This window comes from Paraburkholderia sp. J63, assembly GCF_905220245.1.
Taxonomy (GTDB): Bacteria; Pseudomonadota; Gammaproteobacteria; order Burkholderiales; family Burkholderiaceae; genus Paraburkholderia.
In genome coordinates this window covers 75,983-100,710 of sequence record NZ_CAJMZF010000005.1, presented here as the reverse complement: position 1 = coordinate 100,710, position 24,728 = coordinate 75,983, and the positions used below count along the sequence as shown (strand labels likewise).

The window sequence follows — 24,728 nt, the reverse complement described above, 5'->3', positions numbered from 1 at the left end:
ATTGCTTCGCGGGGAGCGATTTTACGCAAGGGTGGAAGACGTTTCAAAGGCTGGTGAGGCTAATTTTCTGGATTGATTGATATGACTTCGCGTTAATTATTCGTTGTGGGTAATTACTCCTCGCATACGTGTTCCAGGCAGGGCGGATGGCCAGGATTTCTGGTCAGCGTTAGCGAGAGGAGAGTAACGGCGGCGGGTGTAGATCAGTTGGTAGAGTTCAGGATTGTGATTCCTGTCGTCGTGGGTTCGAGTTCCATCAACCATCCTAACGGGCAGGTAAAGGGCCGAGTTCATTGAGCCAAGGCCGACAGAAACCTCTCATGACTTATATCGTCGAGTAACGATTGGGTGCCGTTGAGCTTCAAGCCAACCAGTACCCGTCAGAGTGCGCTATATGCCATTGGTATTGGACGGTTGGCTGGATGTTGCGCTGAAGCTGATATTAGAATTTATATAAATTTACACGGCCAATTTCCAGAATTAAGTTCAATATAAGGAATCCTTATATTCTTGGCGTCGAGAGCGCCTCGAATGAGAATGATGGATTCCTCCGAGCCGACATTCAATCGAATGCCGGGCAAATGCGCAGGCTCGAGGTGCGTGGCAAGACGTGGGAGCCATCGCAATAGGTGTTTTTGTTTCAGCCACTATAGTCAGCGGGCCACCCTTCAGCGGATCTGCGAAGTCGCCGGCATCGCGCCGGTGACGTTGCGCATTCTGCGGCGGCCGTTCTCAAGCGTTGCCGAATAGGCTGGATTCCGTCGAGCATCAAGGCGCAAATCATGGGGCGCAAACCGTCTGCTATTGCCAGGCGTCAACACAATGTGCGCCCGTTTGGCCTGCACGCATACGGCATGAGAAGCTAGACCGTGGATTCCGGGAGAGGCTCGAATCGACTTGCGCCAGAGCGGGCTCTGCAGGAATTGCACGGAGTCTGCCGATAATCTGCAAATATAGCAAAAAAGAGATAAACTAATGACGTGGCACGTTGAGCTGATACCCGAGGCCGAAGCCGAATTGCTGGCACTCCCGCCTGATATGCGCGCCCGTTTTCTTCACATAGCGGAAATGCTGGTGGAGTTTGGTCCCCAGCGCGTAGGGATGCCCCATGTGCGCCCGCTGGAGGGGAAGCTTTGGGAAATTCGTATGACGGGGCGGGACGGTATCGCGCGGGCAATCTACGTCACGCGGACTGGACAGCGTCTGGTTGTGCTGCATGTGTTCGTAAAAAAGACACAGAAGACTCCGCGCCGAGCCATCGAAACGGCCTACGCCCGGATGAAAGAGGATTGACGATGACTGACCTTGCAAGCTTGAAGAAGCGCCTGCTGGCTGATCCGGCCACCCAGGCCGAGTACGGGGCACAAGCACCGGAGTTTGCTGTTGCGCGCGAGCTTATCGCTGCTCGCGTACGTGCAGGATTGACCCAGGAACAAGTGGCCGAGAGGATGCAAACAACTCAATCGACCATCGCGCGCATGGAGAGTGGCCGCACGATGCCGTCGATGCGCACGTTGGCCCGCTATGCCGAAGCGACGGGAAGCAGGGCGGTGGTGCGCCTGGAGGCTGCGAAGTAGTGGGCCGTACCTGTCGCCTGCCGGTATCAGGCAGAAGCGGCGGGAACAGATGCGTGAACCTTCTGTATTCGATGGCGGAGAGGGGGATTCGAATCCCCGATAGGCTATTAACCTATACGCTTATAGGCTCGGAATGCTCGATTGCAATCGAGACAGTCGATCAGGCAGTATGACCCGGCGCCAATTCGCTCGCGATCTGCTCAAAGAGACCTTGGATGGTCGGGCTTGCCAGAATCCACTGAATTGCGGCGAGGAACTCTAGAAAAACAAAGTCGATCGCGCCACTCACAATCGCGAACTGCGGGTCTGGGTTGATGAGCCGATGGAGGTCGAATTCAATGTTGGGGTTGCCATCCCTGAAGGAGATTCGGCCGCTATGCCGGATCCGGTCCACAAGGAAGAATTTATCGGACGTTCGGTCGAGATCGAAGTGGACGCCGGCCGCCTTATTTGCGACGTAAAGGACGATGTCCTTTCGACTAATGGTTGACCCGTTGAACCCGGCCACGACCTGATTCAAGAAGCTGTCGCGCTTCAAAATTACCGTTCTCGACGGATCGTGGTCGATCTGGGCTGCTCGATACCCCGGATACGGGTTCGACTGCATTACCAGCGCAGCGATGCTGAATCCGTAACACTGCACACCGGCGCTGAAAAACAGCGCGAGCTTTTTCGCAAGAGTGGCGTTTCTGAGTGCGTTAGTATCGGGTGCCGTGTATGCGAGCTTAATTCCCCTCGGGCTCGCACTTTTCTCCAGCGTTTGATCCAACAAGAACCTACGCACGATTGTGGCGACATGCCGAACCGCGTGATTGTCAGGCGCTGTTGGTGCCGCGAAAGTCTGCAGCAGGCGATAGTCGGCCAAATTTGCCGCATCGATTTCGATGTTTCGTTCGGGCAGCTTCTTGTTCATTCTCTATGACCCCGGCGCGGCTACGAACAGTCCAAACAAAAAAGCCCGCAACTCTGTGCGGGCTGAATTTTTTGATTTTCGTTCCGAATTTTGCTATGTGCAATTCCGGCTAGCGCGTAAGCGCTTGATATTGCTGAATTCTCTGGGGTGGCTGATGGGACTCGAACCCACGACGACAGGAATCACAATCCTGGACTCTACCAACTGAGCTACAGCCACCACTGTTACTGCTTTCTTGCCGACGCTGCTTTGTGAGCGGCGTCAATCAAGAAGCAAGATTATATACACAGGGGGTCGGACTTGCCTAGCCCCTTTATTCAAATATTTCAGAGGAAAGTTCAGCCGACGCTTCCATCGGACCGCGCAGGTGCGCCCGCGCTTCCTCGAAGATCGCGAGATCCCCCTTGGCGAGCTTGCGGTTGTCCGACAGCACGCGTCGCCAGCCTCGCGCGCCCGCTTCGCCGCGATACAACCCCAAGGCATGGCGCGTGATCGCACCTAGATAAGTGCCGCGCGCCATCTCGTCTGCGCAGTACGCCACCAGCTTCGCTTCGATTTCGTCGCGCGTGAGCTCCGGTTCGCTGGCGCCATAGAAGCGCGCATCGACATCGGCCAGCACGTAGGGGTTGTGGTAAGCCTCGCGACCGAGCATCACGCCATCGACGTGCTCGAGGTGCGTCGCCACCTCGTCGAGCGTCTTGATGCCGCCATTGATGATGATTTCGAGTTGCGGGAAATCGCGCTTGAGCCGATACGCGTAGTCGTACTTGAGCGGCGGGATCTCGCGGTTTTCCTTCGGGCTCAGGCCCTTCAGGATGGCGTTGCGCGCGTGGACGATAAAGACCGTGCAACCGGCATCGGCGATGGTGCCGACGAAATCGCGCACGAACGCGTAGTCCTCGACCGCGTCCACGCCGATGCGGTGCTTGACCGTCACCGGCACCGAGACCGCGTCGCGCATCGCCTTCACGCAGTCGGCCACGAGCTTCGGCTCGTTCATCAGGCACGCGCCGAACGCGCCGCGCTGGACGCGCTCGGACGGGCAGCCGCAATTCAGGTTGATCTCGTCGTAGCCCCATTGCTCGCCGAGCCTGGCCGAGCGGGCGAGGTCGTCCGGTTCGCTGCCGCCCAGTTGCAGCGCGACGGGCGCTTCGGCGGGCGTGAACGCAAGGTGGCGAGGCACGTCGCCGTGGAGCAGGGCGCCCGTCGTCACCATTTCCGTGTACAGCCACGTGTGCCGGGAGATGAAGCGGTGCAGCGAGCGGCAGTGGCGGTCAGTCCAATCCATCATGGGGGCGACGGACACGCGGCGGGGACTGGCGATACGGTTGGCGGACATGGCAAATCGGTGCGCGAGGGGCGCGGCAGGCGTGGATCAACCTTCTATTTTATCGCAAGCCGCCGCAGGGGTTCGCGCCGATTTTGCAGTGCGGCAAGACCTGGGCAGACACAAGCCGATATGCGTATTGGCTTGCTGGTAGTGCTCTCAGCGGGCCTTACAGGGTGAAAGACCCTTGGCGCTTCATGTCATTGGCCATTCTTGTGGTGCGTTGCGCAAGAAATTTTGGGCCGCGCTTTTAGGGTCTGTTCGTCGCTCAGGCAGGCCAGGACTGGCTCACGCGATTGTTTCCGGAGCTGGAATAGTAATTTCGGATTATCGCGATTATTTTCTGATAGTAGGTGTATACACTAGGTCTCATTGACGCAGCTCGTGGGCAAGACCTCCCAGGCGCGGCGCCATTCCCGAACCGCAACTGATCCTGATACTGGAGCCCACCATGAAGACCAAACTGATCGCAGCGCTGCTGGTCGCAGCTTCCGCTTCCATCGCCGCCCCGGCTTTCGCAAGCGGCTACGGCCCGGCACCGTTCTATCGTCCGAACGTTGGCGCACCGGCTTCGCAGCAAGGCCAGAGCGTCCAGACCGTTGCCGCCGAACGCGCGCAGCAGCAAGGCGTCGATTCGTCGTACGGCGGCGTGGCGGGTGTGGCCACCCAGTCGGGCAGCCCCAGCGCGCAAACGCCGCGCGCGCAGCAAGTGTATTTCGGCCACTAAGCCGATCGCTGCCTGAAGCGCCGCCCGCCAGCCGGGCGGCCCGAACGCCGGGTGTCCTCAGGACCCCGGCGTTTTGCTTTGCTCGCTCGCAATGTCAATGGCGCCGATGATGCCGATGGCGTCCGCCGCGCTCACGGCGCGGCGCGCACGCGCTGGTCGATCGCCTCGCGGATGCGATCGAATGCGGCGTCGAAGGCGTTGTCCTGGGTGGGAAAGCGTCCGGCGGCCAGGCCGTCGATGGGCACGTCGGCGTGCGTGTCGTCGGTGAGGCTGTGGATCGTCTGGGTCGATACGAAGTAGCCGGCCGCATGATCGCCGTCCACGCCGGCGGTCATGTCGAATCCCATGTAGTCGTAGCTGCGTCGGTTTTCCATGCCGCTTCCTCCTTTGGCGTTCCCGCCGATTCTGGCATGACTTGCGCGTCCGGCGCCGTGCGTTGGCCGGACGCGTTCGCGTCGGCCGTAGCGAACGCTGTACTAACATGACCTGCGAGGGCGCGCGCCGCGCGTGCTGCGGCGCGCACCCGCAACGCCAGGCCGTTGCTGGCTAACCAGGAGGTGAACAATGAAGAAACATGTGTTGCTTCTCGCCGCGCTGGCGCTTCCGGGCGTGCTTGCGTCGGCGTCTTCCTTCGCGCAGCAGCCGCCCCGTCCGGGGCCGAACGAATATCATGGCGGCCCGCCACCCAATCATCCGCCCGCCGATATGCCGGCGCCGCAGTGGCACAAGGGCGACCGGGTCGCGCCCGAGTTCCGCGACCGCCAGTACGTGGTCGACGACTGGCGTGAATATCACCTGAAGGCGCCGCCGCGCGGCTATCACTGGGTCGGCGTGGGCGGCCAGTACTATCTGGTGCGCAATTCGAACTGGACTGTGGAGCGCGTCGGGCCGTAACGGCGCCCAGGACGGCGTTTGCAAAGACGACGAATAGCCGGCGACGCGTCGGCCGGAGCCGTCGTGGTCCGAGCCGCAGCGGTCTGCAGCCGCCACGCGCCGCACGCATCGATCGCAGGGCCGGGCCGGCTACGTCGCGTCCGGCCTTTTTGCGTGCGGATCCGGTTGCCGCGCGATCACGGCATGGGTAAGAGACGGCCCCGCGTGGAGCACGGCGAATTTTCCTGCGCCTGAAAAAATTCGGCGGGCATGATAGTTTCGCCGTTCTCTTTAATCAGACGATGGAAAACGCTTCGATGGAATACCGCACTCTCGGCGACACGAACGTCAAGGTGAGCCTGATCGGCCTCGGCACGATGACCTGGGGCGAGCAGAATACCGAGCGCGACGCGCACGAGCAGATCGACTACGCGCTCGATTGCGGCGTCACGCTCATCGACGCCGCCGAAATGTACCCGGTGCCGCCGCGCCCCGAAACGCAAGGGCAGACCGAGCGCTTCATCGGCACGTGGCTCGCGCAGCATCGCGCCGCGCGCGAGCGCATCGTGCTCGCGACCAAGATGACGGGCCCGGCGCGTCAGCCGCACAATCCGCGCCATATTCGCGGCGACGGCAATCAGTTCGATCGCAAGAACCTGACCGAGGCGCTCGACGGCAGCCTCAAGCGCCTGCAGACCGATTACGTCGATCTCTATCAGTTGCACTGGCCCGACCGCAGCACGATGACTTTCGGCCGCAATACGTATCCGTGGATCGACGACGCATACACGGTGCCGATCGAGGAAACGCTCGCCGTGCTCGCCGATTTCGTGAAGGCCGGCAAGGTGCGCCATATCGGCGTGTCGAACGAGACGCCCTGGGGCGTTTCGCAATTCCTGCGCGCGGCCGAAAAGCTGGGACTGCCGCGTATCGTGAGCATCCAGAATCCGTATAGCCTGCTCAATCGCACGTTCGAAAGCGGGCTCTCCGAGTTCTCGCACCACGACGGGATTGGGCTGCTGGCCTACTCGCCGCTCGCGTTCGGCTGGCTCTCGGGCAAGTACGAAGGCGGCGCGCGGCCCGAAGGCGCGCGCATCACGCGGTTCGAGCGCTTTCAGCGCTACAGCAAGCCGCAAGCGGTGCAGGCCACGTCGCGCTACGTGGCGCTCGCGAAGGAGCTGGGGCTGTCGCCCGCGCAATTCGCGCTCGCGTTCGTCAACAGCCGGCCGTTCGTGACGAGTAACCTGATCGGCGCGACCTCAATGGCGCAGTTGAAGGAGAATATCGGCAGCGTCGATGTCAGGCTGTCGTCCGAAGTGCTCGCGCAGATCGATGCGCTGCACGAAGCGCAGCCCAATCCCGCGCCTTGACCTGGGCTTGATCAAGCGCTACGCGTGCTGGCATCATGCGGCGCGCGCGGGCCGGTCCGCCGGTCGCGCGCCTTGTTTGACCCGCCCGACCCGAATCACCCGTCCCCGAGCCCCTTAGCGGAGTACAACCACAATGACGAGCGCACGCAACGCGCAACCATCCCAATCGGCGCCTTCCTGGGGCTGGCCCCTTTTCATTCTGCTGGCCGTGGCCGGCTTGTTCTATGTGAAGTGGTTCCCGTACTACCACCGCGCATTCACGGCCGAGGCCACGCATTCGATCGGCAAGTCCATCCTGATGGGCGGCGAGGCGAGCGCGCCCGCGCCGTCCTTCGCGGCCGCGCTCGACTATGCCTGGGCCTATGGCAAGGCGATCTGGCAAGCGATGGTGCTGGGCCTGCTGCTGGGCTCGGCCGTGCAGGCGCTGCTGCCGGCGCAGTGGATCGCGCGCGTGCTCGGACGCCACGGCTTCGGCAGCGTGGCGGCGGGCGGCCTGCTCGCGGTGCCCGGCATGATGTGCACGTGCTGCGCGGCGCCCGTCGTGGCGGGGCTGCGCGCGCGCAACGCCTCGCCGGGCGGCGCGATCGCCTTCTGGCTGGGCAATTCGGTCCTCAATCCCGCGACGCTCGTGTTCATGGGTTTCGTGCTGGGGTGGCAATGGAGCGCGCTGCGCCTCGTGCTCGGCCTCCTGATGGTGTTCGGCCTCGGCTGGCTCGCGAACCGGCTGGTGACGCACGAGGAGGCGCTCGCCGCTGACGTCCGGCTAGCGATGTTCGCTCAGGAGCAGGCCGAAAGCGGTAACGTGCTGGTGCGCTGGCTGCGGCTGTTCGTGCGCATGGCGGTGCGCCTCGTGCCCGAATACATCGTGCTCGTGCTGCTGCTCGGCGCGGCGCGCGCGTGGCTCTTTCCCCACATCGGGCCCGAGGTGACCAGCAGTCTTGGCTGGATCGTCGTTTTCGCGATGGCCGGCATGCTGTTCGTGATCCCGACCGCCGGCGAGGTGCCGATCATTCAGGCGATGCTCGCGCTCGGCATGGGCGTGGGCCCGGCGGGCGCGCTGCTGATGACGCTGCCGCCCGTGAGCGTGCCGTCGTTCGCGATGCTGGCCAGTTCGTTCCGCAGCCGCACGCTGGCGCTGGTGGGCGCAGTGGTCGTGGTGTTCGGCGTCGTGGCGGGGCTGGCGACGGTCGCGCTGGGGTTTTAGGATAAGGGTCACGCATCAACGGCGGATTGCCTGCCAGCCGGCTGGCCGTCCACACAGAAAGAACAGGGCTCTTGCCCAGGAAACGCCATGGCACAGCAAAAGACGAATCCGAAACTCGAACAAGCCCTGACGCGCGGCGACCTCGCCATCCGTCAGGCCAACTCGGCACGCGCGACGGCGGTCCTGCGCGCGCTCGGCAAGATGATCGTCGAGGCCTCGGCGACCATCGGCGTCGAGGCGCACACGTCGATTCCCGACGGCGACCGCATCTACGATCCCGCGGACGGCCTCTGGCCGCAGCAGTTGCTGATCTCGCTCGACGACCCCGTCGAGGACGCGGACCCGGAGGAGATCCGCACGATCCGCCTGCTTGCCCAGTCGCAGGGCACGGTGTTCCGCGTCGAATGGCATCGCGCCGACGGCAAGATCGGGCGCCAGGAGGGGGGGCCGTTCGCCACCGTCGCGTTCATTTCCGACGTCGACATTCCCTGGGGCGACGACGAGGACTGAATTCAGCGCATCATGCGCCGCCGGAACAGGATCGAGGCGACGCCGAACGGCACCACCACGTAAAGCACGAGCACGGCCAGATGCAGCCACGCGTGCTCGACCGGACGCCCGAGCATGGCCGGGCGGATCAGCTCGACCGCATGCGCGAGCGGCAGCATCAGCGTGACGTGCTGCGCGGCCGCGGGCAATTGAGCGATCGGAAAGAACACGCCCGAAAGCAGCAGCATCGGCGTGAGCACGAGCGTCTGATAGAACATGAAGAAGTCGTAGGACGGCGCGAGCGCGGTAACGATCATCGCGCAGCTCGCGAACGCGAGGCCCGCGAGCGCGATCACGGGTAGCGCGAGCAGCATCGATGGAAAGCTCGCATAGCCGAGCCCGCCCGCCACGATCATGATGGCCGCGCCCGAGAGCACCGACTTGCTGGCGGCCCACATCACTTCCCCAAGCACCACGTCGCCGAGCGAGAGCGGCGTGTGCATGATCGCTTCCCACGTGCGCTGCACGTGCATGCGCGAGAAGCCCGAATACATCGACTCGAAGCTCGCCGACATCATCACCGAAGACGACACCGTGCCCGCCGCCAGAAACGCGATGTACGAGACGCCGTCGACGTGGCCGACCATCAGCCCGAGCCCGAAGCCGAGGCCGAACAGATAGATCATCGGATCGGCGAGATTGCCGAACATTGAGGCGATCGCCAGCTTGCGCCAGACGAGATAGTTGCGCCGCCACACAGCGATCCAGTGCGTCGCGTTCGACGGCAACGCCGCGCGCGGCTCGCGCAGGGACGATGCGGCGGGGTGCGTGGGCGGCGGCGGTTGAGTGCGTGTTTGCATGGTGGCTGTCGGTGGCGGCGCTCGGAGTCGGTTTTTCCTGTGCGAGTGGTCAGTGCTGTGCGGCTAGTCCTGCATCTCGCGGCCCGTGAGTCGCAGGAAGACGTCTTCGAGATTCGCGGGCCGATGCAGATAGCGTAAATCCGAGCGATGGCGCAGCTGCTCATGCACGGGCGCGGCTTCGTCGACATAGCAGAAGAGCGTCTCGCCGCTGATCTCGGTGCGCTTGGCGAGCGGCGCGAGCTCGTCGCGCAGCGCCGACGGATCCGGGCCGTAGACCTCGATCACGTCGCAGCCGATCTCCGATTCGATCAGCGCCTTGGGCGCGCCCTCGGCGATCTTGCGGCCTTCCTCGATCACGCAGACGCGATTGCAAAGTCGTTCGGCCTCCTCCATGAAATGCGTGGTGAGCAGGATCGTCTTGCCGCGCGCGAGCAGCGAGCGCAGCCGCTCCCAGATCAGATGGCGCGCCTGCGGATCGAGGCCCGTGGTGGGTTCGTCCATCACCAGCACGTCGGGGTCGTTGACGAGCGCGCGCGCCAGCGTGAGACGCCGGCGCATGCCGCCGGAAAGCTCGCCGACGCGCGCGTCGGCCTTGCTTTCGAGGCGCGCGAATTCGAGCAGCGGAGCGACGAGCTCGCGCGTCTGGCGCGCGGACAGCCCGAAGTAGCGGCCGAACACGAGCAGGTTCTCGCGCACGGTGAAGTCGGGGTCGAGATTGTCGAATTGAGGCACGACGCCTACGCGCGCGCGGGCATGGCGCGCACGCGCGGGCACGGGTTCGCCGCACAGGCTGATGCGCCCGGCGTCGGGCGAGACGATGCCGAGCAGCATGCGCAGCGTGGTGGTTTTGCCCGCGCCATTGGGGCCGAGGAGCCCGAAGCATTCGCCGGGGACGACGTCGAACGACAGGCCGTTTACGACTGTCCTGTCTCCATAGTGCTTGATCACCTGCTCGAATTCGATGGCGGGCATGTTTGAGCGGCCGTTCATGTAAGCGCGTGCGTAGTGCGCGTCGCAAGGCGGCCTATTCTAGTGCATTGCTGCATCGGGGGTTGGCCGTGCTTTCCAGCGCGGCCGCAGCGCTTGCGGCGCACAAATGCACCGTCAATGGCTGTCGCGACAAGCATTAATTTCGCGCAAACGCCGTGCCGATGCACTATTCGCGTGCAAGGAGACCTGGCGTTTTCCAGCCCTTGCGCGTCGAATTGCGGCGCACCATCATGCGATTGTGACCTGCGTTTCCAGGCGGGTAGGGAGAATCGATCATGGCGAGCTACAAGAAAATTCTGCTTTGTTACGACGGCTCGCGCGAAGGCCGCAAGGCGCTGCGTTGCGGGGCAGATCTGGCGCTGGACCTGCAGGCGGAGACGCATCTGCTCTCGGTAGTCGACATGCGTTCGACGATCGCGCAGAGCGCGGGCTTGCTCACCGATGTGGCCTGTGGGCGCTTCGAGGAGACCGCGCGCGAGATCCTTCAGGAAGGCGTGGACTGGCTGACCGAGCGTGGCGTGCGCGCGCAGGGCCACTTCGCGTTCGGGCATCCGATCGACGAGATTGCGAATCTCGCCAACGAGTTGCACGTCGATCTCGTGGTGGTGGGGCATCGTTGCCGCACCGGACTGTCGCGCTGGTGGATGGGCGCGGGCAATACGCCGCTGCTCGACCGCGTGACGTGCAGCATCCTCGTGGCCTGTTCTTCGGCGGCCGAGGAAAAACAGCAGCAGGCGGCGGCTTAGTCTCGTCTCTGCGCATCGCATTGCGTGGGCGCCATGGTGGTGCCCGCGCAATGACCGAATGACGGCGAACCACAATCACGAGGGCTCGCCGTCATTCTTCCGTTCCCTTCCGCTTTCCTCAATTCGACGCGTTCGCGTCGCTGCCGGCATTGGGCTCGTTTAGCTCCACGGCCGCGAGCTTCCACGAAAACAGCCCGTGACGCTGCAGGATGGCCGCATAGCGCTCGCTATGAGCGCCGCGTTGCCACGTGACGGCGAACGTGTTCAAGCCGCGATAACCCGCCGACGTTTGCGCACGCGGCTGCTCTTGCTGCTGTTGTGGCGCTTGCGCCTCGGGATTGCCCGATGCGGGCGGCGTGGAGCCCGGTGTGGCTTCGCCCGGCGTGGCTTCGCCCTGTTGCGACGATGGCGGCGCCTCGGACGGCGGCGCGGGCCGCTCGCCCGGCTGGCCGGTCGGCGGCATGCCGCTGAGCAGCGCGGCGACGCCGTCGGGTGTCGCATACGCATCCACGAGCGGGCCGATCAGCGCGCCGCCGATTACGGCGCCAAAGAGCAGCAGCGGATTGCTGCTATGCGTGGCCTCGATGCGCCGTTGCAGCATCTCACCAACCTGCTGCTTCAGGCTCACGCGCAGCGCCGGGTAATCGACGTACTCGCTCAGTGCGGCCGCGTCGCGAGCGTCGGCGGCTGCCTTGAGGTGATTCAGGGCGATATACGGCGAGGCGTAGCCATAGCCTGCCGCGGCCACGATCGCAACTGCCGCGACAGCGATGGCGACGGGCTTCTTCCAGCTTGTTGATTTGCGGGGAGTCGTTTGGATATCGGTCATTGGATGGGGCAACCCCGAGTTGTTCAATCAGGGTGTTGACCGCGAGCAATCCAAAACGATCCCTCTGCCATATCTATTACTTCGCGATTACTTCACTGATTACTTCGCCAGCGCGGCCGGCACGTCGCTTTGCTGTTCGGCGATACAGCGGTCGATGGCGCGGCACACCGCTTCCATCGTGCCCACCATGATGAGCCGCGACGAACCGTGATAGACCCGCACCGGCGCGCGACGCCCCGGCTGTTCCGTATTCAGCGTGCTGTTGAGCGAGACGCGCGCGAACGCCGGCTGTGCCGAAGGCAGCGCGGGGGTTTCATCGGCGTGATCGAGGTCGTCGAAGAGCGAACCATTGACCTGACGGCCCAGCGCGGCGGCCGAGGCGCGCGCCTCGCGCATGGCGCACGAGGCGATCCCGCGCAGGTGGCGCAGACGGCCGAATTGACGGAAGGGCAGCAAGCGGGCAAGGCGTTCCATGATTCTCTCTCCAGAAGATGCGCGGGCGGAATGATCAGAATTCGGTGGGGCGGATCAGGCCGACGGCTATGCCTTCGAGCGCGAAGTCGGCGCTGCCGACCGCGACGAAGATGTTTTCGTAGTCGGGGTTCTCTGCGATCAGCTCGATGCCGTTGGGCTGCCGCTTCAGACGCTTCACGGTGACGTCGTCGCCGAGGCGCGCAACGATGATCTGGCCGTCTTTCGCTTCGCTCTTTTTCTGCACGGCGAGCAGGTCGCCGTCGAGGATGCCCGCGTCGCGCATGGACAGGCCGCGCACCTTCAGCAGGTAGTCGGGCCGGCTCGAGAACAGCGCCGGGTCACAGGTGTAGTTCTGCGAAATATGTTCTTGCGCGAGGATCGGGCTGCCCGCCGCCACGCGGCCAACGAGCGGCAGCGAGAGCTGCATGATGCTTCCGTGCGGCAGCGTGAACTGATGCGGCAGGTCGTCGGGGCCGGGCATGAGGCGGATGCCGCGCGACGCGCCCGCAGCCAGTTCGATCACGCCCTTGCGCGCCAGCGCCCGCAGATGCTCCTCCGCAGAGTTGGCCGAGCTGAAACCCAGCTCGGCGGCGATCTCGGCGCGCGTGGGCGGGAAGCCCGTGCGCTCGATCGCGCGGCGGATCAGATCGAAAACCTGCTGCTGTCGTGCGGTGAGTTTGGTCATGGCGCTACTGTATGTTTGAACAGGTAACTGTATTTTTATACAGTATTCGCCGCTTTTCAAGTGTTACTTGAACTTTGCGATCGCGATGGCGCGGCAGCGGCGTTGCACGCCGCTCAAACCGGCGAAATCGCAGACGAAAACATGCTCGAACGCCCGATTCCTCCGTCCTTACCACTTTTGCATATTAAAAAATGAAAAAACATCATTTTTAATAATGTAAGCCGATCGCTAGACTGGCCTCCATCGATTGCTGCACCACCAACGAGAACGCGCAAAAGCGCACGCGAAAACGCACGACGACACGGAGAAAGGCGGATGAAACAAGGCATTACGGGGCGCGCATGGCTGGGGAAGCTGGCGGCAAAACTGATCATCGGCGTGGCGCCGCTCTTCGGCATGGCCGCCTTCGCGCCGGCCGCGCATGCGGACACGTCGCTGCTCAATGTCTCCTACGATCCCACGCGCGAGCTGTACCAGAACATCAACGACGCCTTCATCAAGGAGTGGAAGGCGAAGACGGGCGAGACGCTCACCATCAAGCAGTCGCATGGCGGCTCGGGCGCGCAGGCGCGCTCGGTGCTCGACGGGCTGCAGGCCGACGTCGTGACGCTCGCGCTCGCCTGGGACATCGACGCGCTCGCCAACAAGGGGCTGATTGCGAAGGACTGGCAAAAGCGCCTGCCCGACAACGCCTCGCCGTACACCTCGACCATCGTGTTTCTCGTGCGTAAGGGCAATCCGAAGCACATCAAGGACTGGGACGATCTCACGAAGCCCGGCGTCTCGATCGTCACGCCCAATCCGAAGACCTCGGGCGGCGCGCGCTGGAATTACCTCGCGGCCTGGGCCTATGCGCTGCATCAGCCGGGCGGCAACGAGCAGAAGGCGAAGGAGTTCGTCACGAAGCTCTACAAGAACGCCGGCGTGCTCGACTCGGGCGCGCGCGGCGCGACCACGAGCTTCGTGCAGCGCGGTATCGGCGACGTGCTGATTGCGTGGGAGAACGAAGCATTTCTCTCGCTCAAGGAGTTCGGGCCGGACAAGTTCGAGATCGTGGTGCCTTCGGTGAGCATTCTTGCCGAGCCGCCGGTTGCGGTGGTCGACAAGGTCGTGGACAAGCGCGGCACGCGCAAGGTGGCCGAAGCCTATCTGCAGTTCCTCTATAGCGAAGAGGGCCAGGAGATCGCGGCGAAGAACTTTTACCGTCCGCGCTCGGACAAGGTGCCGGCGGCGTTCACGGCGAAGTTTCCGAAGCTGAAGCTCTATACCGTCGACGATACGTTCGGCGGCTGGGCCAACGCCCAGAAGACGCATTTCGCGGATGGCGGCGTGTTCGATTCGATTTATCAGCCGCAATAAGTCGCAGCAAGTCGTAATAGGCGACGCAAACGCAGTACCGCAGACGAGAAAAACAAGGCGCGCCCGACGAGGCGCGCTTTTCGACGCAGGACACCCCATGCGCGGCACGCAACGAGGGCGCTCCGCGCAACCCATGTGAAGAGATAGAGCATGACGACGTTTCGATTACAGAAGCCAGGCGCGCTGCCGGGATTCGGCGTGACGCTCGGCATCACGGTGGCGTATCTGAGCCTCGTGGTGCTCATTCCGCTGGCGGCCACGTTCCTCAAGACCGCGACGCTCGACTGGGCGCAGTTCGTGCGCGCCGTGGCGTCGCCGCGCGTGCTCGCGTCGTACCGCCTCACGTTTTTCGCGGCGCTCGGCGGCGCGCTCATCAACGCGGTGTTCGGCTTCCTGCTCGCGTGGGTGCTGGTGCGCTACACGTTTGCGTTCAAGCGCGTGATCGACGCGCTCGTCGATCTGCCGTTCGCGCTGCCGACTTCCGTGGCCGGCATCTCGCTCGCCGCCGTCTACGCGGGCAATGGCTGGATCGGCCAGTTCCTCGCGCCGCTCGGCATCAAGATCGCGTTCACGCCGCTCGGCGTGCTCGTGGCGCTCACTTTCATCGGCTTGCCGTTCGTCGTGCGCACGGTGCAGCCCGTGCTCGAGGAGTTCGAGCGCGAGCAGGAAGAGGCCGCCGCGTGCCTTGGCGCTTCGCGCTGGCTCACGTTTCGCCGCGTGGTGCTGCCGGCCGCGCTGCCCGCGCTGCTCACGGGCTTCGCGCTCGCGTTCGCGCGCGCGCTGGGCGAGTACGGCTCGGTCATCTTCATCGCGGGCAACGTGCCGATGAAGTCGGAAATCACGTCGCTGCTCATCATCACGAAGCTCGAGCAATACGACTATGCGGGCGCGACGGCGCTCGCCGTGGTGATGCTGTGCGTGTCGTTCGTCATGCTGCTTCTCATCAATACGCTGCAGTGGTATCTGCAGCGGCGCACGGGCCGCGGCGCGTCGTCGGCCGGTGCCGCGAGCGCTGCGAACGTGGCAGCCACCGCAGGAGGGGTGCAATGAGCGCTTCAGTCCGTCAAAAGGGCGCACGCCGACCGAACGCGGGCCGACCGGACCCCGTCACCGAATCGCCGTGGGTGCGCTGGCTCCTCACCGGCATCGCGCTCGCGTTCCTCGCGCTGTTTCTGGTGGTGCCGCTCGTCGCGGTGTTTTCGCAAGCGCTCGCGAAGGGCATCGGCTTCTATTTCGAATCGCTCGCCGACCCCGACGCGCTCGCCGCGATCAAGCTCACGCTGATCACCGCCGCGATCGCTGTGCCGCTCAATCTCGCATTCGGCCTCGCGGCCTCCTGGGCGATCGCCAAGTTCGAGTTCCGCGGCAAGGCGCTGCTCACGACCTTGATCGACCTGCCGTTTTCGGTTTCGCCCGTGATTTCGGGGCTCATCTACGTGCTGCTGTTCGGCGCGCAGGGATGGCTCGGGCCCTGGCTCGCGGACCACGACGTGCAGATCATCTTCGCGGTGCCGGGCATCGTGCTCGCGACGATCTTCGTGACGTTTCCGTTCGTCGCGCGCGAGCTGATTCCGCTGATGCAGGCCCAGGGCAACGACGAAGAAGAGGCCGCGCACGTGCTGGGCGCCTCGGGCTGGCAGATGTTCCGGCGCGTGACGCTGCCGAACATCCGCTGGGGACTGCTCTACGGCGTGATTCTCTGCAATGCGCGTGCGATGGGCGAGTTCGGCGCGGTCTCGGTGGTGTCGGGCCATATTCGCGGCCAGACCGATACCATGCCGCTGCACGTCGAGATCCTCTACAACGAATATAACTTCGCGGCGGCGTTCGCCGTGGCGTCGCTGCTCGCGTTGCTTGCGCTCGTCACGCTCGGTTTGAAGCTGCTGGCCGAGCGCCACCTGTCCGCCGAATTGCGCGATGCGGATGACGTGCCCGCGTTTGCGGGACCGCTGGCCACGCCGGGCGCCGCTAACTCACAAGCCGCACAACCTGCACAATCGGCAGGCGTCCTGCGCCAATCGCTTTAACTCGGAGAGCCGTAGAAATGGGCATCATCGTTCGCAATCTGCAAAAGCGCTTCGGCGACTTCACGGCGCTCGACAATGTGTCGCTCGACTTTCCGGCGGGCGAACTGGTCGCCTTGCTCGGGCCTTCCGGCTGCGGCAAGACCACACTGCTGCGCGTGATCGCGGGTCTCGAATACGCCGACGCGGGCCAGGTCGTGCTGCAAGGGCAGGACGTCGGCACGGTGGGCGCGCGCGAGCGCCAGGTGGGCTTCGTGTTCCAGCATTACGCGCTGTTTCGCCATATGACCGTGTTCGAGAACGTGGCGTTCGGGCTGCGCGTGAAGCCGCGCAACGAGCGCCCCTCCGAAGCGCAGATCCGCGAGAAAGTGCATGAGCTGCTCAAGCTCGTGCAGCTCGACTGGCTCGCGCAACGCTATCCGTCCGAGCTTTCGGGCGGCCAGCGTCAGCGCATCGCGCTCGCGCGTGCACTGGCCGTGGAGCCGAAAGTGCTGCTGCTCGACGAGCCGTTCGGCGCGCTCGACGCCAAGGTGCGCAAGGAACTGCGCAGCTGGCTGCGGCGCTTGCATGACGACCTGCACATCTCGACACTTTTCGTCACGCACGACCAGGAGGAGGCGCTCGAAGTGGCCGATCGCATCGTCGTGATGAATCACGGGCATGTGGAGCAGGTGGGAAGCCCGCAGGACGTGTACGATCATCCCCAGTCGGCGTTCGTCTACGAGTTCCTCGGCGCGGCAAACCGCCTGCGCGGACGCGTCGATGCGCAGGGCTTCGTGGCAGATGGTGCGGTGCAGCCCATCGCGGTGCGGGCCGGCTTCGAAGGCCCGGCGCTGGCCTATGTGCGGCCCCACGATATCGTGCTGCATCGCGAGACCGACGCGCATCGCGACGGCATCGTCGTGGACGTGCGCCGCGTGGTGACGCTGGGCGGCGCCGTGCGCGTGGAGCTCGAAAGCCGCACGGGCGGCGCGCTCGAAGTGGAACTCGACCGCGAGACGTGGCGCGGGCTGAGCCTGTCGGTTGGCGACGGCGTGACGGCGGTGCCGCGCGGCCTGCGCGTGTTTCCCGCGTTTCCCGGGCAATGAGAGCGATGATCGAGTGTTGCGATTAGAACGACGAGAGAGAACGACCGGTCAATGACCGGTGAGCAAGCGGTTGGCAGTTCCGGAGAGAAGAACATGAATTTTCAGCAGTTGCGTTTCGTGCGCGAAGCCGTGCGGCAGAACATGAACCTGACCGAAGTGGCGAACGTGCTCTACACGTCGCAGTCGGGCGTTTCCAAGCAGATCAAGGATCTGGAGGACGAGCTCGGCGTCGATATCTTCATTCGCCGCGGCAAGCGCCTCACGGGTCTCACGGAGCCGGGCAAGGCCGTACATCAGCTCATCGAGCGCATGCTGCTCGACGCCGAGAACCTGCGCCGCGTGGCGCGCCAGTTCGCCGATCAGGACAGCGGCCACCTCGTCGTGGCCACGACGCACACGCAGGCGCGCTATGCGCTGCCCAAGGTCGTGCACCAGTTTCGTGAAGTGTTTCCGAAGGTGCATCTCGCACTGCGCCAGGGCAATCCGCAGCAGATCGCGCAGATGATCATCAACGGCGAGGCCGACATCGGCATCTCGACCGAGGCGCTCGACCGCTACTCCGATATCGTGACGTTCCCGTGCTATTCGTGGCATCACGTGGTGGTCGTGCCGAAGACGCATCCGCTCGTGGGCCGCGAGAACCTCACGCTCGACGAAATCTCCGAGTACCCGGTCATTACCTACGATCAGGATTTCACGGGCCGCTCGCATATCGACCAGGCGTTCGCGAAGGCCGGCGTGGTGCCCGACGTGGTGCTGACCGCCATCGACGCGGACGTGATCAAGACCTACGTCGAGCTCGGCATGGGCGTGGGCGTGGTGGCCGCGATGGCCTACGACCCGAAGCGCGACAGCGAGCTCGTCGCGCTCGACACGCAGCATCTGTTCGAGGCCAGCACGACGCGCGTGGGCCTGCGCAAGGGCGCGTTCCTGCGCCAGTACGCCTACAGACTGATCGAGATGTTCGCGCCCCAGCTCACCGAGCAGCAGATCGCGAGCCAGTTGCGCGAGGCGGTTTGAGGGTCGAGCGGCCCGGTCCCACGCCGTGCCGCGCCTCGCGCGTGGTGCGCCGGGCGGTGGCGGGCGGTATTCGGGGGGCATTCGGGTAGCATTCGGGCGGCTCGGCTGGCCCGGTCCTTCGCCGGGCTTCTGTCCATGTCGGGGCGCGCCGAAGATCGCTTAAAATCGCCGCCATGAATACCTCCACCTCTTCCCAAGCCGCGGCCGGCGCGAAAGCGCTGCCGCGCGTCGCCGTGCTCGCCACCGGCGGCACCATCGCGGGCTCCGCGCCCGACGCAGCCAATACCGCCGGCTATCAGGCCGGCGTGATCGGCGTGGCGCAACTGCTGGCGGCCGTGCCGGGCCTCGAAGCGCTCGCGCAGATCCATGCCGGGCAGGTCGCGAGCGTCGACAGCAAGGACATGTCGTTCGCGCTCTGGACCACACTCGCGCAGCGCGTGAACGCATTGCTCGCCGGCGACGACATCGACGCTGTCGTCATCACGCACGGCACCGATACGCTCGAAGAAACCGCGTACCTGCTCCATCTCGCGGTGAAGAGCGCCAAGCCCGTGATCTTGACGGCGTCCATGCGGCCCGCCTCGGCGCTGTCCGCGGACGGCCCGCTGAACCTGCTCAACGCGGTGACGCTCGCGGCGAGCGGCGAAGCGGCGGGGCAGGGCGTGCTGGTCGCGTTCAATAACCGCATCCATTGCGCGCGCGATGTTGCCAAGTTCAGCACCTACGCCGTGGACGCGTTCCAGTCGCCCGAGATCGGCGCGCTGGGCTGGGTGCAGGACGGGCGCGTGGAATTCCAGCGGCGCGCGCTGCGCCCCCATACCGTGGACGCGCCGTTCACGGCGGACGGGCCATGGCCGCACGTCGAGATCGTCACGAGCTACGCGGGCGTCTCGCGCATCGCCGTGGATGCGCTCGTGGGCGCGGGCGTGCGCGGCATCGTCGTCGCGGGCACCGGCAATGGCTCGATTCACGCGACGCTGCAGCAGGCGCTCGCCGAAGCGGCGGCGCGCGGTATTGCCGTCGTGCGTGCGTCGCGCGTGGGCTCGGGTCATGTGATGCACAACGGCGCGGCGAAGGACGATGCGCTCGGCTTCGTCTCGGCGGGCACGCTGAGCCCGTACAAGGCGCGCGTGCTGTTGATGCTTGCGCTCGCGGCGGGCACGAGCGGGAAGGCGGCGCTTCAGCACGTGTTCGACACATACTGAGCGCGCGGATCGCGTAAATCGCGCACGCTTTCACGCGAAGCGCAATGAAAACGGGCCTTGCGGATCGCTCAAGGCCTGTGTCGTTTCCAGCCGCGCGCTATTGCACGCGCGACGGCAAGTGTTATTGCAGCGGCGGAATCACGAGCACCTGGCCCGGATAGATCTTGTCCGGGCTCTTGAGCATCGGCGTGTTCGCCTGGAAGATGACGTCGTTCTTCGCGCCGCTTCCGTAGTACTTCTCAGCGATCTTCCAGAGGTTGTCGCCGGCGACCACGGTGTGGTGCTGCGCCTCGGGTGCCGGATTCGTCACGGTCATCTGGTCGTCGACCTTGTCCACGTTCTGGACGTTGCCGGCCGCCACGAGAATCTTTTCCTTCGTCGCCTGGTCGGCGGCATTGCCCGTCACGGTGACCGTGTGCGAGACGCCGTCATAGGTCACGCCGAGATTGTCGGCGTTCAGGCCCTGCGAGCGGATGTAGGCGGCGATCGCGTCGCCGGCCTTCTGGTTCAGTTCGGCGAGATTCGCGGCCGGTGCTGCGGTTTCGGCGGCCTGCGCCGGTGCGGCCGCTGCGCCGAACAGCTTTTCGCCGGCTTCCTTGATGAAGTTGATAATGCCCATCGATCACACTCCTCACGTGCTGGGGATTGACTGGGTAGCCACGCATCGGGCAAGCGGGTCCACCTTGCGCCGTCCGCGTGACAGACGAATGAAAGCACGATTCTAGAAACGCGGGCACGAGGACGTCCAGCACGCAAGCGTTAAAGAGTGTGAAAAGCGCGTCGGGCACGTGAAGCACGTAAATTTCCGCGGCATGCGTTGCGCGAAAGCAGGGTGCGTCTGCGGATGGGAACGTTGTGCGCTGAAGGCGCGGAATGTACGAAACGCGGGAGGAATGCGCGGAGTGCGCGAAAGCTGGCCGGGTGCCGCAATCCGACAGGCGGACACCCGGAGACGACGTCTGACCGACCAAGGCTTCCCCGTCGTCGCCGAGTGCCGCTTTCGGACCCCACTGGCCGCCCTCAGCCCAGAGCGGCCCCGATTTGCTCCGCGGCGGTTGCCGCCACCACGAAGCGCCCCACTTGCAGCCGTCGCGCGCTTGGCGCGCCAGCCTGAATGTTTGCGTGTTCTACCGCTGAAAAACCGTGTTGCGGGAGGCGTTGCGCGCAAGCCTGCGCACAACGCCTCGCCTACCTGGGCGACCGCCTCAGCTGGAGATCGGCCCAAGCTGATTTACGACTTCTTGCTTTCGGTGATTTCGAAATTCGCCATGATTTCGAGCGCGCGGATCATCGCCGAGTGATCCCATGCCTTGCCGCCGTTCGCGGCGCAGACGCTGAAGAGCTGCTGTGCGCTGGCGGTGTGCGGCAGCGCGATGCCGAGCTTGCGTGCGCCGTCGATCGCGAGGTTCAGATCCTTCTGGTGCAGCTCGATGCGGAAGCCCGGATCGAACGTGCGCTTGGTCATGCGCTCGCCGTGCACTTCGAGAATGCGCGACGAAGCGAAGCCGCCCATCAGGGCTTTGCGCACGCGCTCCGGATCGGCGCCCGAGCGGGCGGCGAACAGCAGCGCTTCAGCGACGGCCTCGATGTTCAGCGCGACGATGATCTGGTTCGCGACCTTCGTGGTCTGGCCCGCGCCACTGTCGCCGACCAGCGAGATGTTCTTGCCCATCAGGTCGAACAGCGGCTTGGCCTGCTCGAACGCCTTTTCCGGGCCGCCCACCATGATCGAGAGCGTGGCTTCGCGTGCGCCCACTTCGCCGCCCGAGACCGGCGCGTCGAGGTAGTCGCAGCCGAGCGCGTTGATCTGCTTCGCGAACTCTTGCGTCTCGATCGGCGAGATCGAGCTCATGTCGATCACGAGCTTGCCGGCCGAGAGGCCCTTTGCGACGCCGTCATCGGCGAACAGGACCTTCTGGACGTCGGGGGTGTCCGGCACCATCAGGATGACGATGTCCGAAGCCTGCGCGACGGCCGTCGAGTCGGCGACCACGGTGGCCTGCTTGCTCAGATCTTCGGGCACCGGGAACTTGCCGTTCACGACGAGCGAGTGGCCGCCCTTGATCAGGTTGCGCGCCATGTGCGAGCCCATGATGCCGAGGCCGATAAAACCAATCTTTGCCATCTGTATGTCTCCGTTGAGTCGAATGCGGTTCGATGTGTGGTCGATGCGAATCAGGCGAGTTCCGCCGCGCGACGCTGCGCGCTGCGCAGCCAGCCCAGACCTTCGACGGTCGTCGTGCGCGGCTTGTATTCGCAGCCGATGTAGCCCTCGTAGCCGAGCGTGTCGAGCAGATCGAACAGGTAGGGGTAGTTGATTTCGCCCGTGCCCGGCTCGTTGCGGCCCGGGTTGTCGGCGAGCTGGATGTGGGCGATCTTCGCGAAGTGCTTCTTGATCGTCGCGGCGAGTTCGCCTTCCATCCGTTGCATGTGATAGATGTCGTACTGCAGGAACACGTTGTCCGAGCCGGTCTTTTCGATCACGTCGAGCGCTTCGGCCGAACGGTTCAGCGCGAAGCCCGGGATGTCGTACGAATTGCAGGGCTCGACGAGCAGACGGATGCCTTCGCGCTTGAGCTCGCCCGCGGCGTAGGTCAGGTTCTCGACGATGGTCGCGAGTGCGGTGTCACGGTCGACGCCTGCCGTCGGAATGCCCACGAGACAGTTCAGCTGCGGCACGTTGAGCGCCTTGGCGTATTCGATCGCGCGTCCGACGCCTTCCTTGAACTCGCCCTTGCGATCGGGCAGGCAGGCGATGCCGCGCTCGCCGCCTTCCCAGTTGCCGGCGGGCAGGTTGTGCAGCACGAGCTTGAGGTTGTGCGCGGCGAGGCGCTCGGCCAGCTCCGTGGCTTGATACGGATACGGAAACAGGAATTCGACGGCATCGAAGCCCGCCTCGGCTGCCGCGGCAAAGCGGTCGAGGAACGGCACTTCGTTGAACAGCATGGTGAGATTCGCTGCGAATTTAGGCATGGTGCTGGGTCTCGCGGTCGGTCAGTGAAAGGAAATCGGGCAGGCGGCGCGCCGGTGCCGGGCGCGCTGCCTGCTGCGGTGCTGCCTGGTGGTGCTTAATCGAGTGCGTTCAGTGCGCTGATAGCCGTCGGCGCATCCTCGTGCTTCTCGGCGAGCTCTTCGAACTCGTTGATCGCGTCGATCTCGGCGCCCATCGAAATGTTCGTCACGCGCTCGAGGATCACTTCCACGACCACCGGCACGCTGAACTCGGCGGCCATCGCTTGCGCCTGCTTCAGCGCCGGCTCGATCTCTTCGGGCTTGAACACGCGCAGCGCCTTGCAGCCGAGGCCTTCGACCACGGTCTTGTGATCGACGCCATAACCGTTCATTTCCGGCGCGTTGATGTTCTCGAAGCCGAGCTGCACGCAGTAGTCCATGTCGAACGCACGCTGCGCCTGGCGGATCAGGCCGAGGTACGAGTTGTTCACGAGCACATGCACGTAGGGCAGCTTGAACTGGGCGCCGGCGGCGAGCTCTTCGATCATGAACTGGAAGTCATAGTCGCCCGAGAGCGCCACGATGGGGCGCGACGGATCGGCTGCGCGCACGCCCAGCGCTGCCGGAATCGTCCAGCCGAGCGGGCCTGCCTGGCCGCAGTTGATCCAGTTGCGCGCCTTGTAGACGTGCAGGAACTGGGCGCCTGCGATCTGCGAGAGGCCGATCGTGCTCACGTAGCACGTATCGCGGCCGAACACCTTGTTCATCTCTTCGTAGACGCGTTGCGGCTTGATCGGCGTGTTCTCGAAGTGCGTCTTGCGGTGCATCGTGCGCTTGCGTTCCTGGCAGTCGGCCACCCACGCGCTGCGATCCTTGAGCTTGCCCGCGGCCTTCCATTCCTGCGCGACTTCGACGAACAGTTCGAGCGCGGCCTTCGCGTCCGACACGATGCCCAGATCCGGGCCGAACACGCGGCCGATCTGCGTGGGCTCGATGTCGACGTGCACGAACTTGCGGCCCTTCGTGTAGACCTCGACGCTGCCCGTGTGACGGTTGGCCCAGCGGTTGCCGATGCCGAGCACGAAGTCCGAGGCGAGCATCGTGGCGTTGCCGTAGCGGTGCGACGTTTGCAGGCCGACCATGCCCGCCATGAGCGGGTGATCGTCGGGGATCGCGCCCCACGACATCAGCGTCGGAATCACGGGCACGCCCACGATTTCCGCGAACTTCACGAGCAGGTCTTCGGCTGCCGCGTTGAGCACGCCGCCACCCGAAACGATCAGCGGCTTTTCGCTCGCGTTGAGGAGTTCGATCGCGGCTTCAATCTGCTTGCGCGTCGCGTGCGGCTTGTAGACCGGCAGCGGCTCGTAGGTGTCGATGTCGAATTCGATTTCGGCGAGCTGCACGTCAATCGGCAGGTCGACCAGCACCGGACCCGGACGGCCCGAGCGCATCAGGTGGAAAGCCTGCTGGAACACGCGCGGCACGAGCGCCGGCTCGCGCACGGTCACGGCCCACTTCGTGACGGGCTTGGCGATCGACTCGATGTCGACGGCCTGGAAGTCTTCCTTGTACAGGCGCGCGCGCGGGGCCTGGCCCGTGATCGCGAGAATGGGAATCGAGTCGGCGGAGGCCGAGTAGAGACCCGTGATCATGTCGGTGCCCGCGGGGCCCGAGGTGCCGATGCACACGCCGATGTTGCCGGGCTCGGCACGCGTGTAGCCTTCAGCCATGTGCGAGGCGCCTTCGACGTGGCGCGCCAGCACGTGGGTGATGCCGCCGGCTTTCTTCATCGCCGAATAGAACGGGTTGATCGCGGCGCCGGGCACGCCAAAGGCGGTATCGATGCCTTCTTTCTCGAGCACCAGCACGGCTGCGTCGACGGCTCTCATCTTGGCCATGAAAAGTCTCCTGAATGTCGCAAATGCCTGAAATGGCTAGGGATTGGATGTTGCGCTTGAGGGTGACTTTAGGCTCACCAGAAAGGTTTGATAAGATCAGTCCAGGTCGTTTATT

At 64.4% G+C, this 24,728-nt stretch carries 26 protein-coding genes and 1 tRNA gene; 14 read left to right on the top strand and 13 right to left on the bottom strand.

Going from position 1 to position 24,728, the window contains the following annotated elements:
• The first annotated feature begins 975 nt into the window (after window positions 1–975).
• Window positions 976–1,293 (top strand): type II toxin-antitoxin system RelE/ParE family toxin, encoded by a 318-nt coding sequence (locus tag U5775_RS07790; protein WP_322057544.1) that lies wholly within the window; start codon window positions 976–978, stop codon window positions 1,291–1,293.
• 2 nt (window positions 1,294–1,295) lie between these two features.
• Window positions 1,296–1,577 (top strand): helix-turn-helix transcriptional regulator, encoded by a 282-nt coding sequence (locus U5775_RS07785; RefSeq protein ID WP_322057543.1) that lies wholly within the window; start codon window positions 1,296–1,298, stop codon window positions 1,575–1,577.
• Window positions 1,578–1,737: 160 nt separating this feature from the next.
• On the opposite strand, the gene U5775_RS07780 is transcribed toward U5775_RS07785, so the two are convergent.
• The 3 genes from U5775_RS07780 to dusA all read right to left on the bottom strand — a co-directional run bounded on the left by U5775_RS07780 (window position 1,738) and on the right by dusA (window position 3,829).
• Complete coding sequence (locus U5775_RS07780; RefSeq protein WP_322057542.1) at window positions 1,738–2,490, bottom strand: hypothetical protein; 753 nt, start codon at window positions 2,488–2,490, stop codon at window positions 1,738–1,740.
• A gap of 143 nt (window positions 2,491–2,633) precedes the next feature.
• A tRNA-His gene (locus tag U5775_RS07775) sits at window positions 2,634–2,709 on the bottom strand.
• Window positions 2,710–2,803: 94 nt separating this feature from the next.
• Window positions 2,804–3,829, bottom strand: coding sequence for a tRNA dihydrouridine(20/20a) synthase DusA (dusA, locus tag U5775_RS07770; RefSeq protein ID WP_322057541.1), 1,026 nt, complete (start codon window positions 3,827–3,829; stop codon window positions 2,804–2,806).
• Window positions 3,830–4,268: 439 nt separating this feature from the next.
• Between dusA and U5775_RS07765 the strand changes: the two genes are divergently transcribed.
• Window positions 4,269–4,544, top strand: a complete 276-nt coding sequence (locus U5775_RS07765) for a hypothetical protein (RefSeq protein WP_322057540.1) — start codon at window positions 4,269–4,271, stop codon at window positions 4,542–4,544.
• Window positions 4,545–4,675: 131 nt separating this feature from the next.
• On the opposite strand, the gene U5775_RS07760 is transcribed toward U5775_RS07765, so the two are convergent.
• Window positions 4,676–4,918: a hypothetical protein gene (locus U5775_RS07760; RefSeq protein ID WP_322057539.1), complete on the bottom strand. Its 243-nt coding sequence runs from the start codon at window positions 4,916–4,918 to the stop codon at window positions 4,676–4,678.
• A gap of 190 nt (window positions 4,919–5,108) precedes the next feature.
• Between U5775_RS07760 and U5775_RS07755 the strand changes: the two genes are divergently transcribed.
• The 4 genes from U5775_RS07755 to U5775_RS07740 all read left to right on the top strand — a co-directional run bounded on the left by U5775_RS07755 (window position 5,109) and on the right by U5775_RS07740 (window position 8,501).
• The gene (locus U5775_RS07755) at window positions 5,109–5,438 is read left to right on the top strand and encodes an RcnB family protein (RefSeq protein WP_322057538.1); all 330 of its coding nucleotides are present in this window, start codon (window positions 5,109–5,111) and stop codon (window positions 5,436–5,438) included.
• A 296-nt stretch (window positions 5,439–5,734) separates the two neighbouring features.
• The gene (locus tag U5775_RS07750) at window positions 5,735–6,787 is read left to right on the top strand and encodes an NADP(H)-dependent aldo-keto reductase (protein ID WP_322057537.1); all 1,053 of its coding nucleotides are present in this window, start codon (window positions 5,735–5,737) and stop codon (window positions 6,785–6,787) included.
• A gap of 133 nt (window positions 6,788–6,920) precedes the next feature.
• Entirely contained in the window at window positions 6,921–7,991 is a 1,071-nt protein-coding gene (locus tag U5775_RS07745; RefSeq protein WP_322057536.1) for a permease, read from the top strand.
• A gap of 87 nt (window positions 7,992–8,078) precedes the next feature.
• Complete coding sequence (locus U5775_RS07740) at window positions 8,079–8,501, top strand: hypothetical protein (RefSeq protein WP_322057535.1); 423 nt, start codon at window positions 8,079–8,081, stop codon at window positions 8,499–8,501.
• Window positions 8,502–8,503: 2 nt separating this feature from the next.
• On the opposite strand, the gene U5775_RS07735 is transcribed toward U5775_RS07740, so the two are convergent.
• Window positions 8,504–9,340 carry an ABC transporter permease gene (locus U5775_RS07735; protein ID WP_322057534.1) on the bottom strand — a complete coding sequence of 279 codons (837 nt, stop codon included), beginning with the start codon at window positions 9,338–9,340 and terminating at the stop codon, window positions 8,504–8,506.
• 63 nt (window positions 9,341–9,403) lie between these two features.
• Window positions 9,404–10,312, bottom strand: coding sequence for a nodulation factor ABC transporter ATP-binding protein NodI (gene nodI / locus U5775_RS07730; RefSeq protein ID WP_322057699.1), 909 nt, complete (start codon window positions 10,310–10,312; stop codon window positions 9,404–9,406).
• Between the two features lie 293 nt (window positions 10,313–10,605).
• Between nodI and U5775_RS07725 the strand changes: the two genes are divergently transcribed.
• Window positions 10,606–11,076 (top strand): universal stress protein, encoded by a 471-nt coding sequence (locus U5775_RS07725; protein WP_322057533.1) that lies wholly within the window; start codon window positions 10,606–10,608, stop codon window positions 11,074–11,076.
• Window positions 11,077–11,194: 118 nt separating this feature from the next.
• On the opposite strand, the gene U5775_RS07720 is transcribed toward U5775_RS07725, so the two are convergent.
• The 3 genes from U5775_RS07720 to lexA form a co-directional block, all read right to left on the bottom strand.
• Window positions 11,195–11,905, bottom strand: a complete 711-nt coding sequence (locus U5775_RS07720) for a DUF2939 domain-containing protein (RefSeq protein ID WP_322057532.1) — start codon at window positions 11,903–11,905, stop codon at window positions 11,195–11,197.
• Window positions 11,906–12,004: 99 nt separating this feature from the next.
• Entirely contained in the window at window positions 12,005–12,379 is a 375-nt protein-coding gene (locus U5775_RS07715) for a hypothetical protein (RefSeq protein ID WP_322057531.1), read from the bottom strand.
• A gap of 34 nt (window positions 12,380–12,413) precedes the next feature.
• On the bottom strand, window positions 12,414–13,064 hold the full coding sequence (lexA, locus tag U5775_RS07710) for a transcriptional repressor LexA (RefSeq protein WP_322057530.1): 651 nt from the start codon (window positions 13,062–13,064) through the stop codon (window positions 12,414–12,416).
• 315 nt (window positions 13,065–13,379) lie between these two features.
• Between lexA and U5775_RS07705 the strand changes: the two genes are divergently transcribed.
• The 6 genes from U5775_RS07705 (at window position 13,380) to U5775_RS07680 (ending at window position 19,760) form a co-directional block, all read left to right on the top strand.
• The gene (locus tag U5775_RS07705) at window positions 13,380–14,423 is read left to right on the top strand and encodes a sulfate ABC transporter substrate-binding protein (RefSeq protein ID WP_322057529.1); all 1,044 of its coding nucleotides are present in this window, start codon (window positions 13,380–13,382) and stop codon (window positions 14,421–14,423) included.
• A 150-nt stretch (window positions 14,424–14,573) separates the two neighbouring features.
• Window positions 14,574–15,473 carry a sulfate ABC transporter permease subunit CysT gene (gene cysT, locus U5775_RS07700; protein WP_322057528.1) on the top strand — a complete coding sequence of 300 codons (900 nt, stop codon included), beginning with the start codon at window positions 14,574–14,576 and terminating at the stop codon, window positions 15,471–15,473.
• Window positions 15,470–16,450 (top strand): sulfate ABC transporter permease subunit CysW, encoded by a 981-nt coding sequence (cysW, locus tag U5775_RS07695; RefSeq protein ID WP_322057527.1) that lies wholly within the window; start codon window positions 15,470–15,472, stop codon window positions 16,448–16,450. The genes cysT and cysW overlap by 4 nt, the downstream gene beginning before the upstream one ends.
• A 17-nt stretch (window positions 16,451–16,467) precedes the next feature.
• A complete protein-coding gene (locus U5775_RS07690; RefSeq protein ID WP_322057526.1) occupies window positions 16,468–17,535 on the top strand; it encodes a sulfate ABC transporter ATP-binding protein in 1,068 nt (355 codons plus the stop codon).
• A 93-nt stretch (window positions 17,536–17,628) separates the two neighbouring features.
• Entirely contained in the window at window positions 17,629–18,555 is a 927-nt protein-coding gene (locus U5775_RS07685; RefSeq protein ID WP_322057525.1) for a CysB family HTH-type transcriptional regulator, read from the top strand.
• Between the two features lie 173 nt (window positions 18,556–18,728).
• Window positions 18,729–19,760 carry an asparaginase gene (locus U5775_RS07680; RefSeq protein ID WP_322057524.1) on the top strand — a complete coding sequence of 344 codons (1,032 nt, stop codon included), beginning with the start codon at window positions 18,729–18,731 and terminating at the stop codon, window positions 19,758–19,760.
• A gap of 121 nt (window positions 19,761–19,881) precedes the next feature.
• Here the strand turns inward: U5775_RS07680 and lysM are convergent, their stop codons facing one another.
• From lysM to gcl, 4 genes are all read right to left on the bottom strand, one after another.
• Window positions 19,882–20,379 carry a peptidoglycan-binding protein LysM gene (lysM, locus tag U5775_RS07675; RefSeq protein WP_322057523.1) on the bottom strand — a complete coding sequence of 166 codons (498 nt, stop codon included), beginning with the start codon at window positions 20,377–20,379 and terminating at the stop codon, window positions 19,882–19,884.
• Window positions 20,380–20,991: 612 nt separating this feature from the next.
• Window positions 20,992–21,909: a 2-hydroxy-3-oxopropionate reductase gene (locus U5775_RS07670; protein WP_322057698.1), complete on the bottom strand. Its 918-nt coding sequence runs from the start codon at window positions 21,907–21,909 to the stop codon at window positions 20,992–20,994.
• A 26-nt stretch (window positions 21,910–21,935) separates the two neighbouring features.
• Complete coding sequence (gene hyi / locus U5775_RS07665; RefSeq protein WP_322057522.1) at window positions 21,936–22,733, bottom strand: hydroxypyruvate isomerase; 798 nt, start codon at window positions 22,731–22,733, stop codon at window positions 21,936–21,938.
• A gap of 95 nt (window positions 22,734–22,828) precedes the next feature.
• The gene (gcl, locus tag U5775_RS07660) at window positions 22,829–24,613 is read right to left on the bottom strand and encodes a glyoxylate carboligase (protein WP_322057521.1); all 1,785 of its coding nucleotides are present in this window, start codon (window positions 24,611–24,613) and stop codon (window positions 22,829–22,831) included.
• Between the last annotated feature and the right edge of the window lie 115 nt (window positions 24,614–24,728).

Bases quoted from the DNA above. Each gene is read 5' to 3' on its own strand.
- U5775_RS07745 (WP_322057536.1), top strand. From the start codon at position 6,921: ATGACGAGCGCACGCAACGCGCAACCATCCCAATCGGCGCCTTCCTGG.
- U5775_RS07750 (WP_322057537.1), top strand. From the start codon at position 5,735: ATGGAATACCGCACTCTCGGCGACACGAACGTCAAGGTGAGCCTGATC.
- U5775_RS07760 (WP_322057539.1), bottom strand. From the start codon at position 4,918: ATGGAAAACCGACGCAGCTACGACTACATGGGATTCGACATGACCGCC.
- cysW (WP_322057527.1), top strand. From the start codon at position 15,470: ATGAGCGCTTCAGTCCGTCAAAAGGGCGCACGCCGACCGAACGCGGGC.
- U5775_RS07690 (WP_322057526.1), top strand. From the start codon at position 16,468: ATGGGCATCATCGTTCGCAATCTGCAAAAGCGCTTCGGCGACTTCACG.
- U5775_RS07685 (WP_322057525.1), top strand. From the start codon at position 17,629: ATGAATTTTCAGCAGTTGCGTTTCGTGCGCGAAGCCGTGCGGCAGAAC.
- hyi (WP_322057522.1), bottom strand. From the start codon at position 22,733: ATGCCTAAATTCGCAGCGAATCTCACCATGCTGTTCAACGAAGTGCCG.
- U5775_RS07725 (WP_322057533.1), top strand. From the start codon at position 10,606: ATGGCGAGCTACAAGAAAATTCTGCTTTGTTACGACGGCTCGCGCGAA.
- gcl (WP_322057521.1), bottom strand. From the start codon at position 24,613: ATGGCCAAGATGAGAGCCGTCGACGCAGCCGTGCTGGTGCTCGAGAAA.
- U5775_RS07705 (WP_322057529.1), top strand. From the start codon at position 13,380: ATGAAACAAGGCATTACGGGGCGCGCATGGCTGGGGAAGCTGGCGGCA.
- U5775_RS07790 (WP_322057544.1), top strand. From the start codon at position 976: ATGACGTGGCACGTTGAGCTGATACCCGAGGCCGAAGCCGAATTGCTG.
- U5775_RS07735 (WP_322057534.1), bottom strand. From the start codon at position 9,340: ATGCAAACACGCACTCAACCGCCGCCGCCCACGCACCCCGCCGCATCG.
- U5775_RS07680 (WP_322057524.1), top strand. From the start codon at position 18,729: ATGAATACCTCCACCTCTTCCCAAGCCGCGGCCGGCGCGAAAGCGCTG.
- U5775_RS07780 (WP_322057542.1), bottom strand. From the start codon at position 2,490: ATGAACAAGAAGCTGCCCGAACGAAACATCGAAATCGATGCGGCAAAT.
- U5775_RS07765 (WP_322057540.1), top strand. From the start codon at position 4,269: ATGAAGACCAAACTGATCGCAGCGCTGCTGGTCGCAGCTTCCGCTTCC.
- lysM (WP_322057523.1), bottom strand. From the start codon at position 20,379: ATGGGCATTATCAACTTCATCAAGGAAGCCGGCGAAAAGCTGTTCGGC.
- nodI (WP_322057699.1), bottom strand. From the start codon at position 10,312: ATGCCCGCCATCGAATTCGAGCAGGTGATCAAGCACTATGGAGACAGG.
- U5775_RS07720 (WP_322057532.1), bottom strand. From the start codon at position 11,905: ATGACCGATATCCAAACGACTCCCCGCAAATCAACAAGCTGGAAGAAG.
- U5775_RS07715 (WP_322057531.1), bottom strand. From the start codon at position 12,379: ATGGAACGCCTTGCCCGCTTGCTGCCCTTCCGTCAATTCGGCCGTCTG.
- dusA (WP_322057541.1), bottom strand. From the start codon at position 3,829: ATGTCCGCCAACCGTATCGCCAGTCCCCGCCGCGTGTCCGTCGCCCCC.
- U5775_RS07740 (WP_322057535.1), top strand. From the start codon at position 8,079: ATGGCACAGCAAAAGACGAATCCGAAACTCGAACAAGCCCTGACGCGC.
- lexA (WP_322057530.1), bottom strand. From the start codon at position 13,064: ATGACCAAACTCACCGCACGACAGCAGCAGGTTTTCGATCTGATCCGC.
- U5775_RS07785 (WP_322057543.1), top strand. From the start codon at position 1,296: ATGACTGACCTTGCAAGCTTGAAGAAGCGCCTGCTGGCTGATCCGGCC.
- U5775_RS07755 (WP_322057538.1), top strand. From the start codon at position 5,109: ATGAAGAAACATGTGTTGCTTCTCGCCGCGCTGGCGCTTCCGGGCGTG.
- cysT (WP_322057528.1), top strand. From the start codon at position 14,574: ATGACGACGTTTCGATTACAGAAGCCAGGCGCGCTGCCGGGATTCGGC.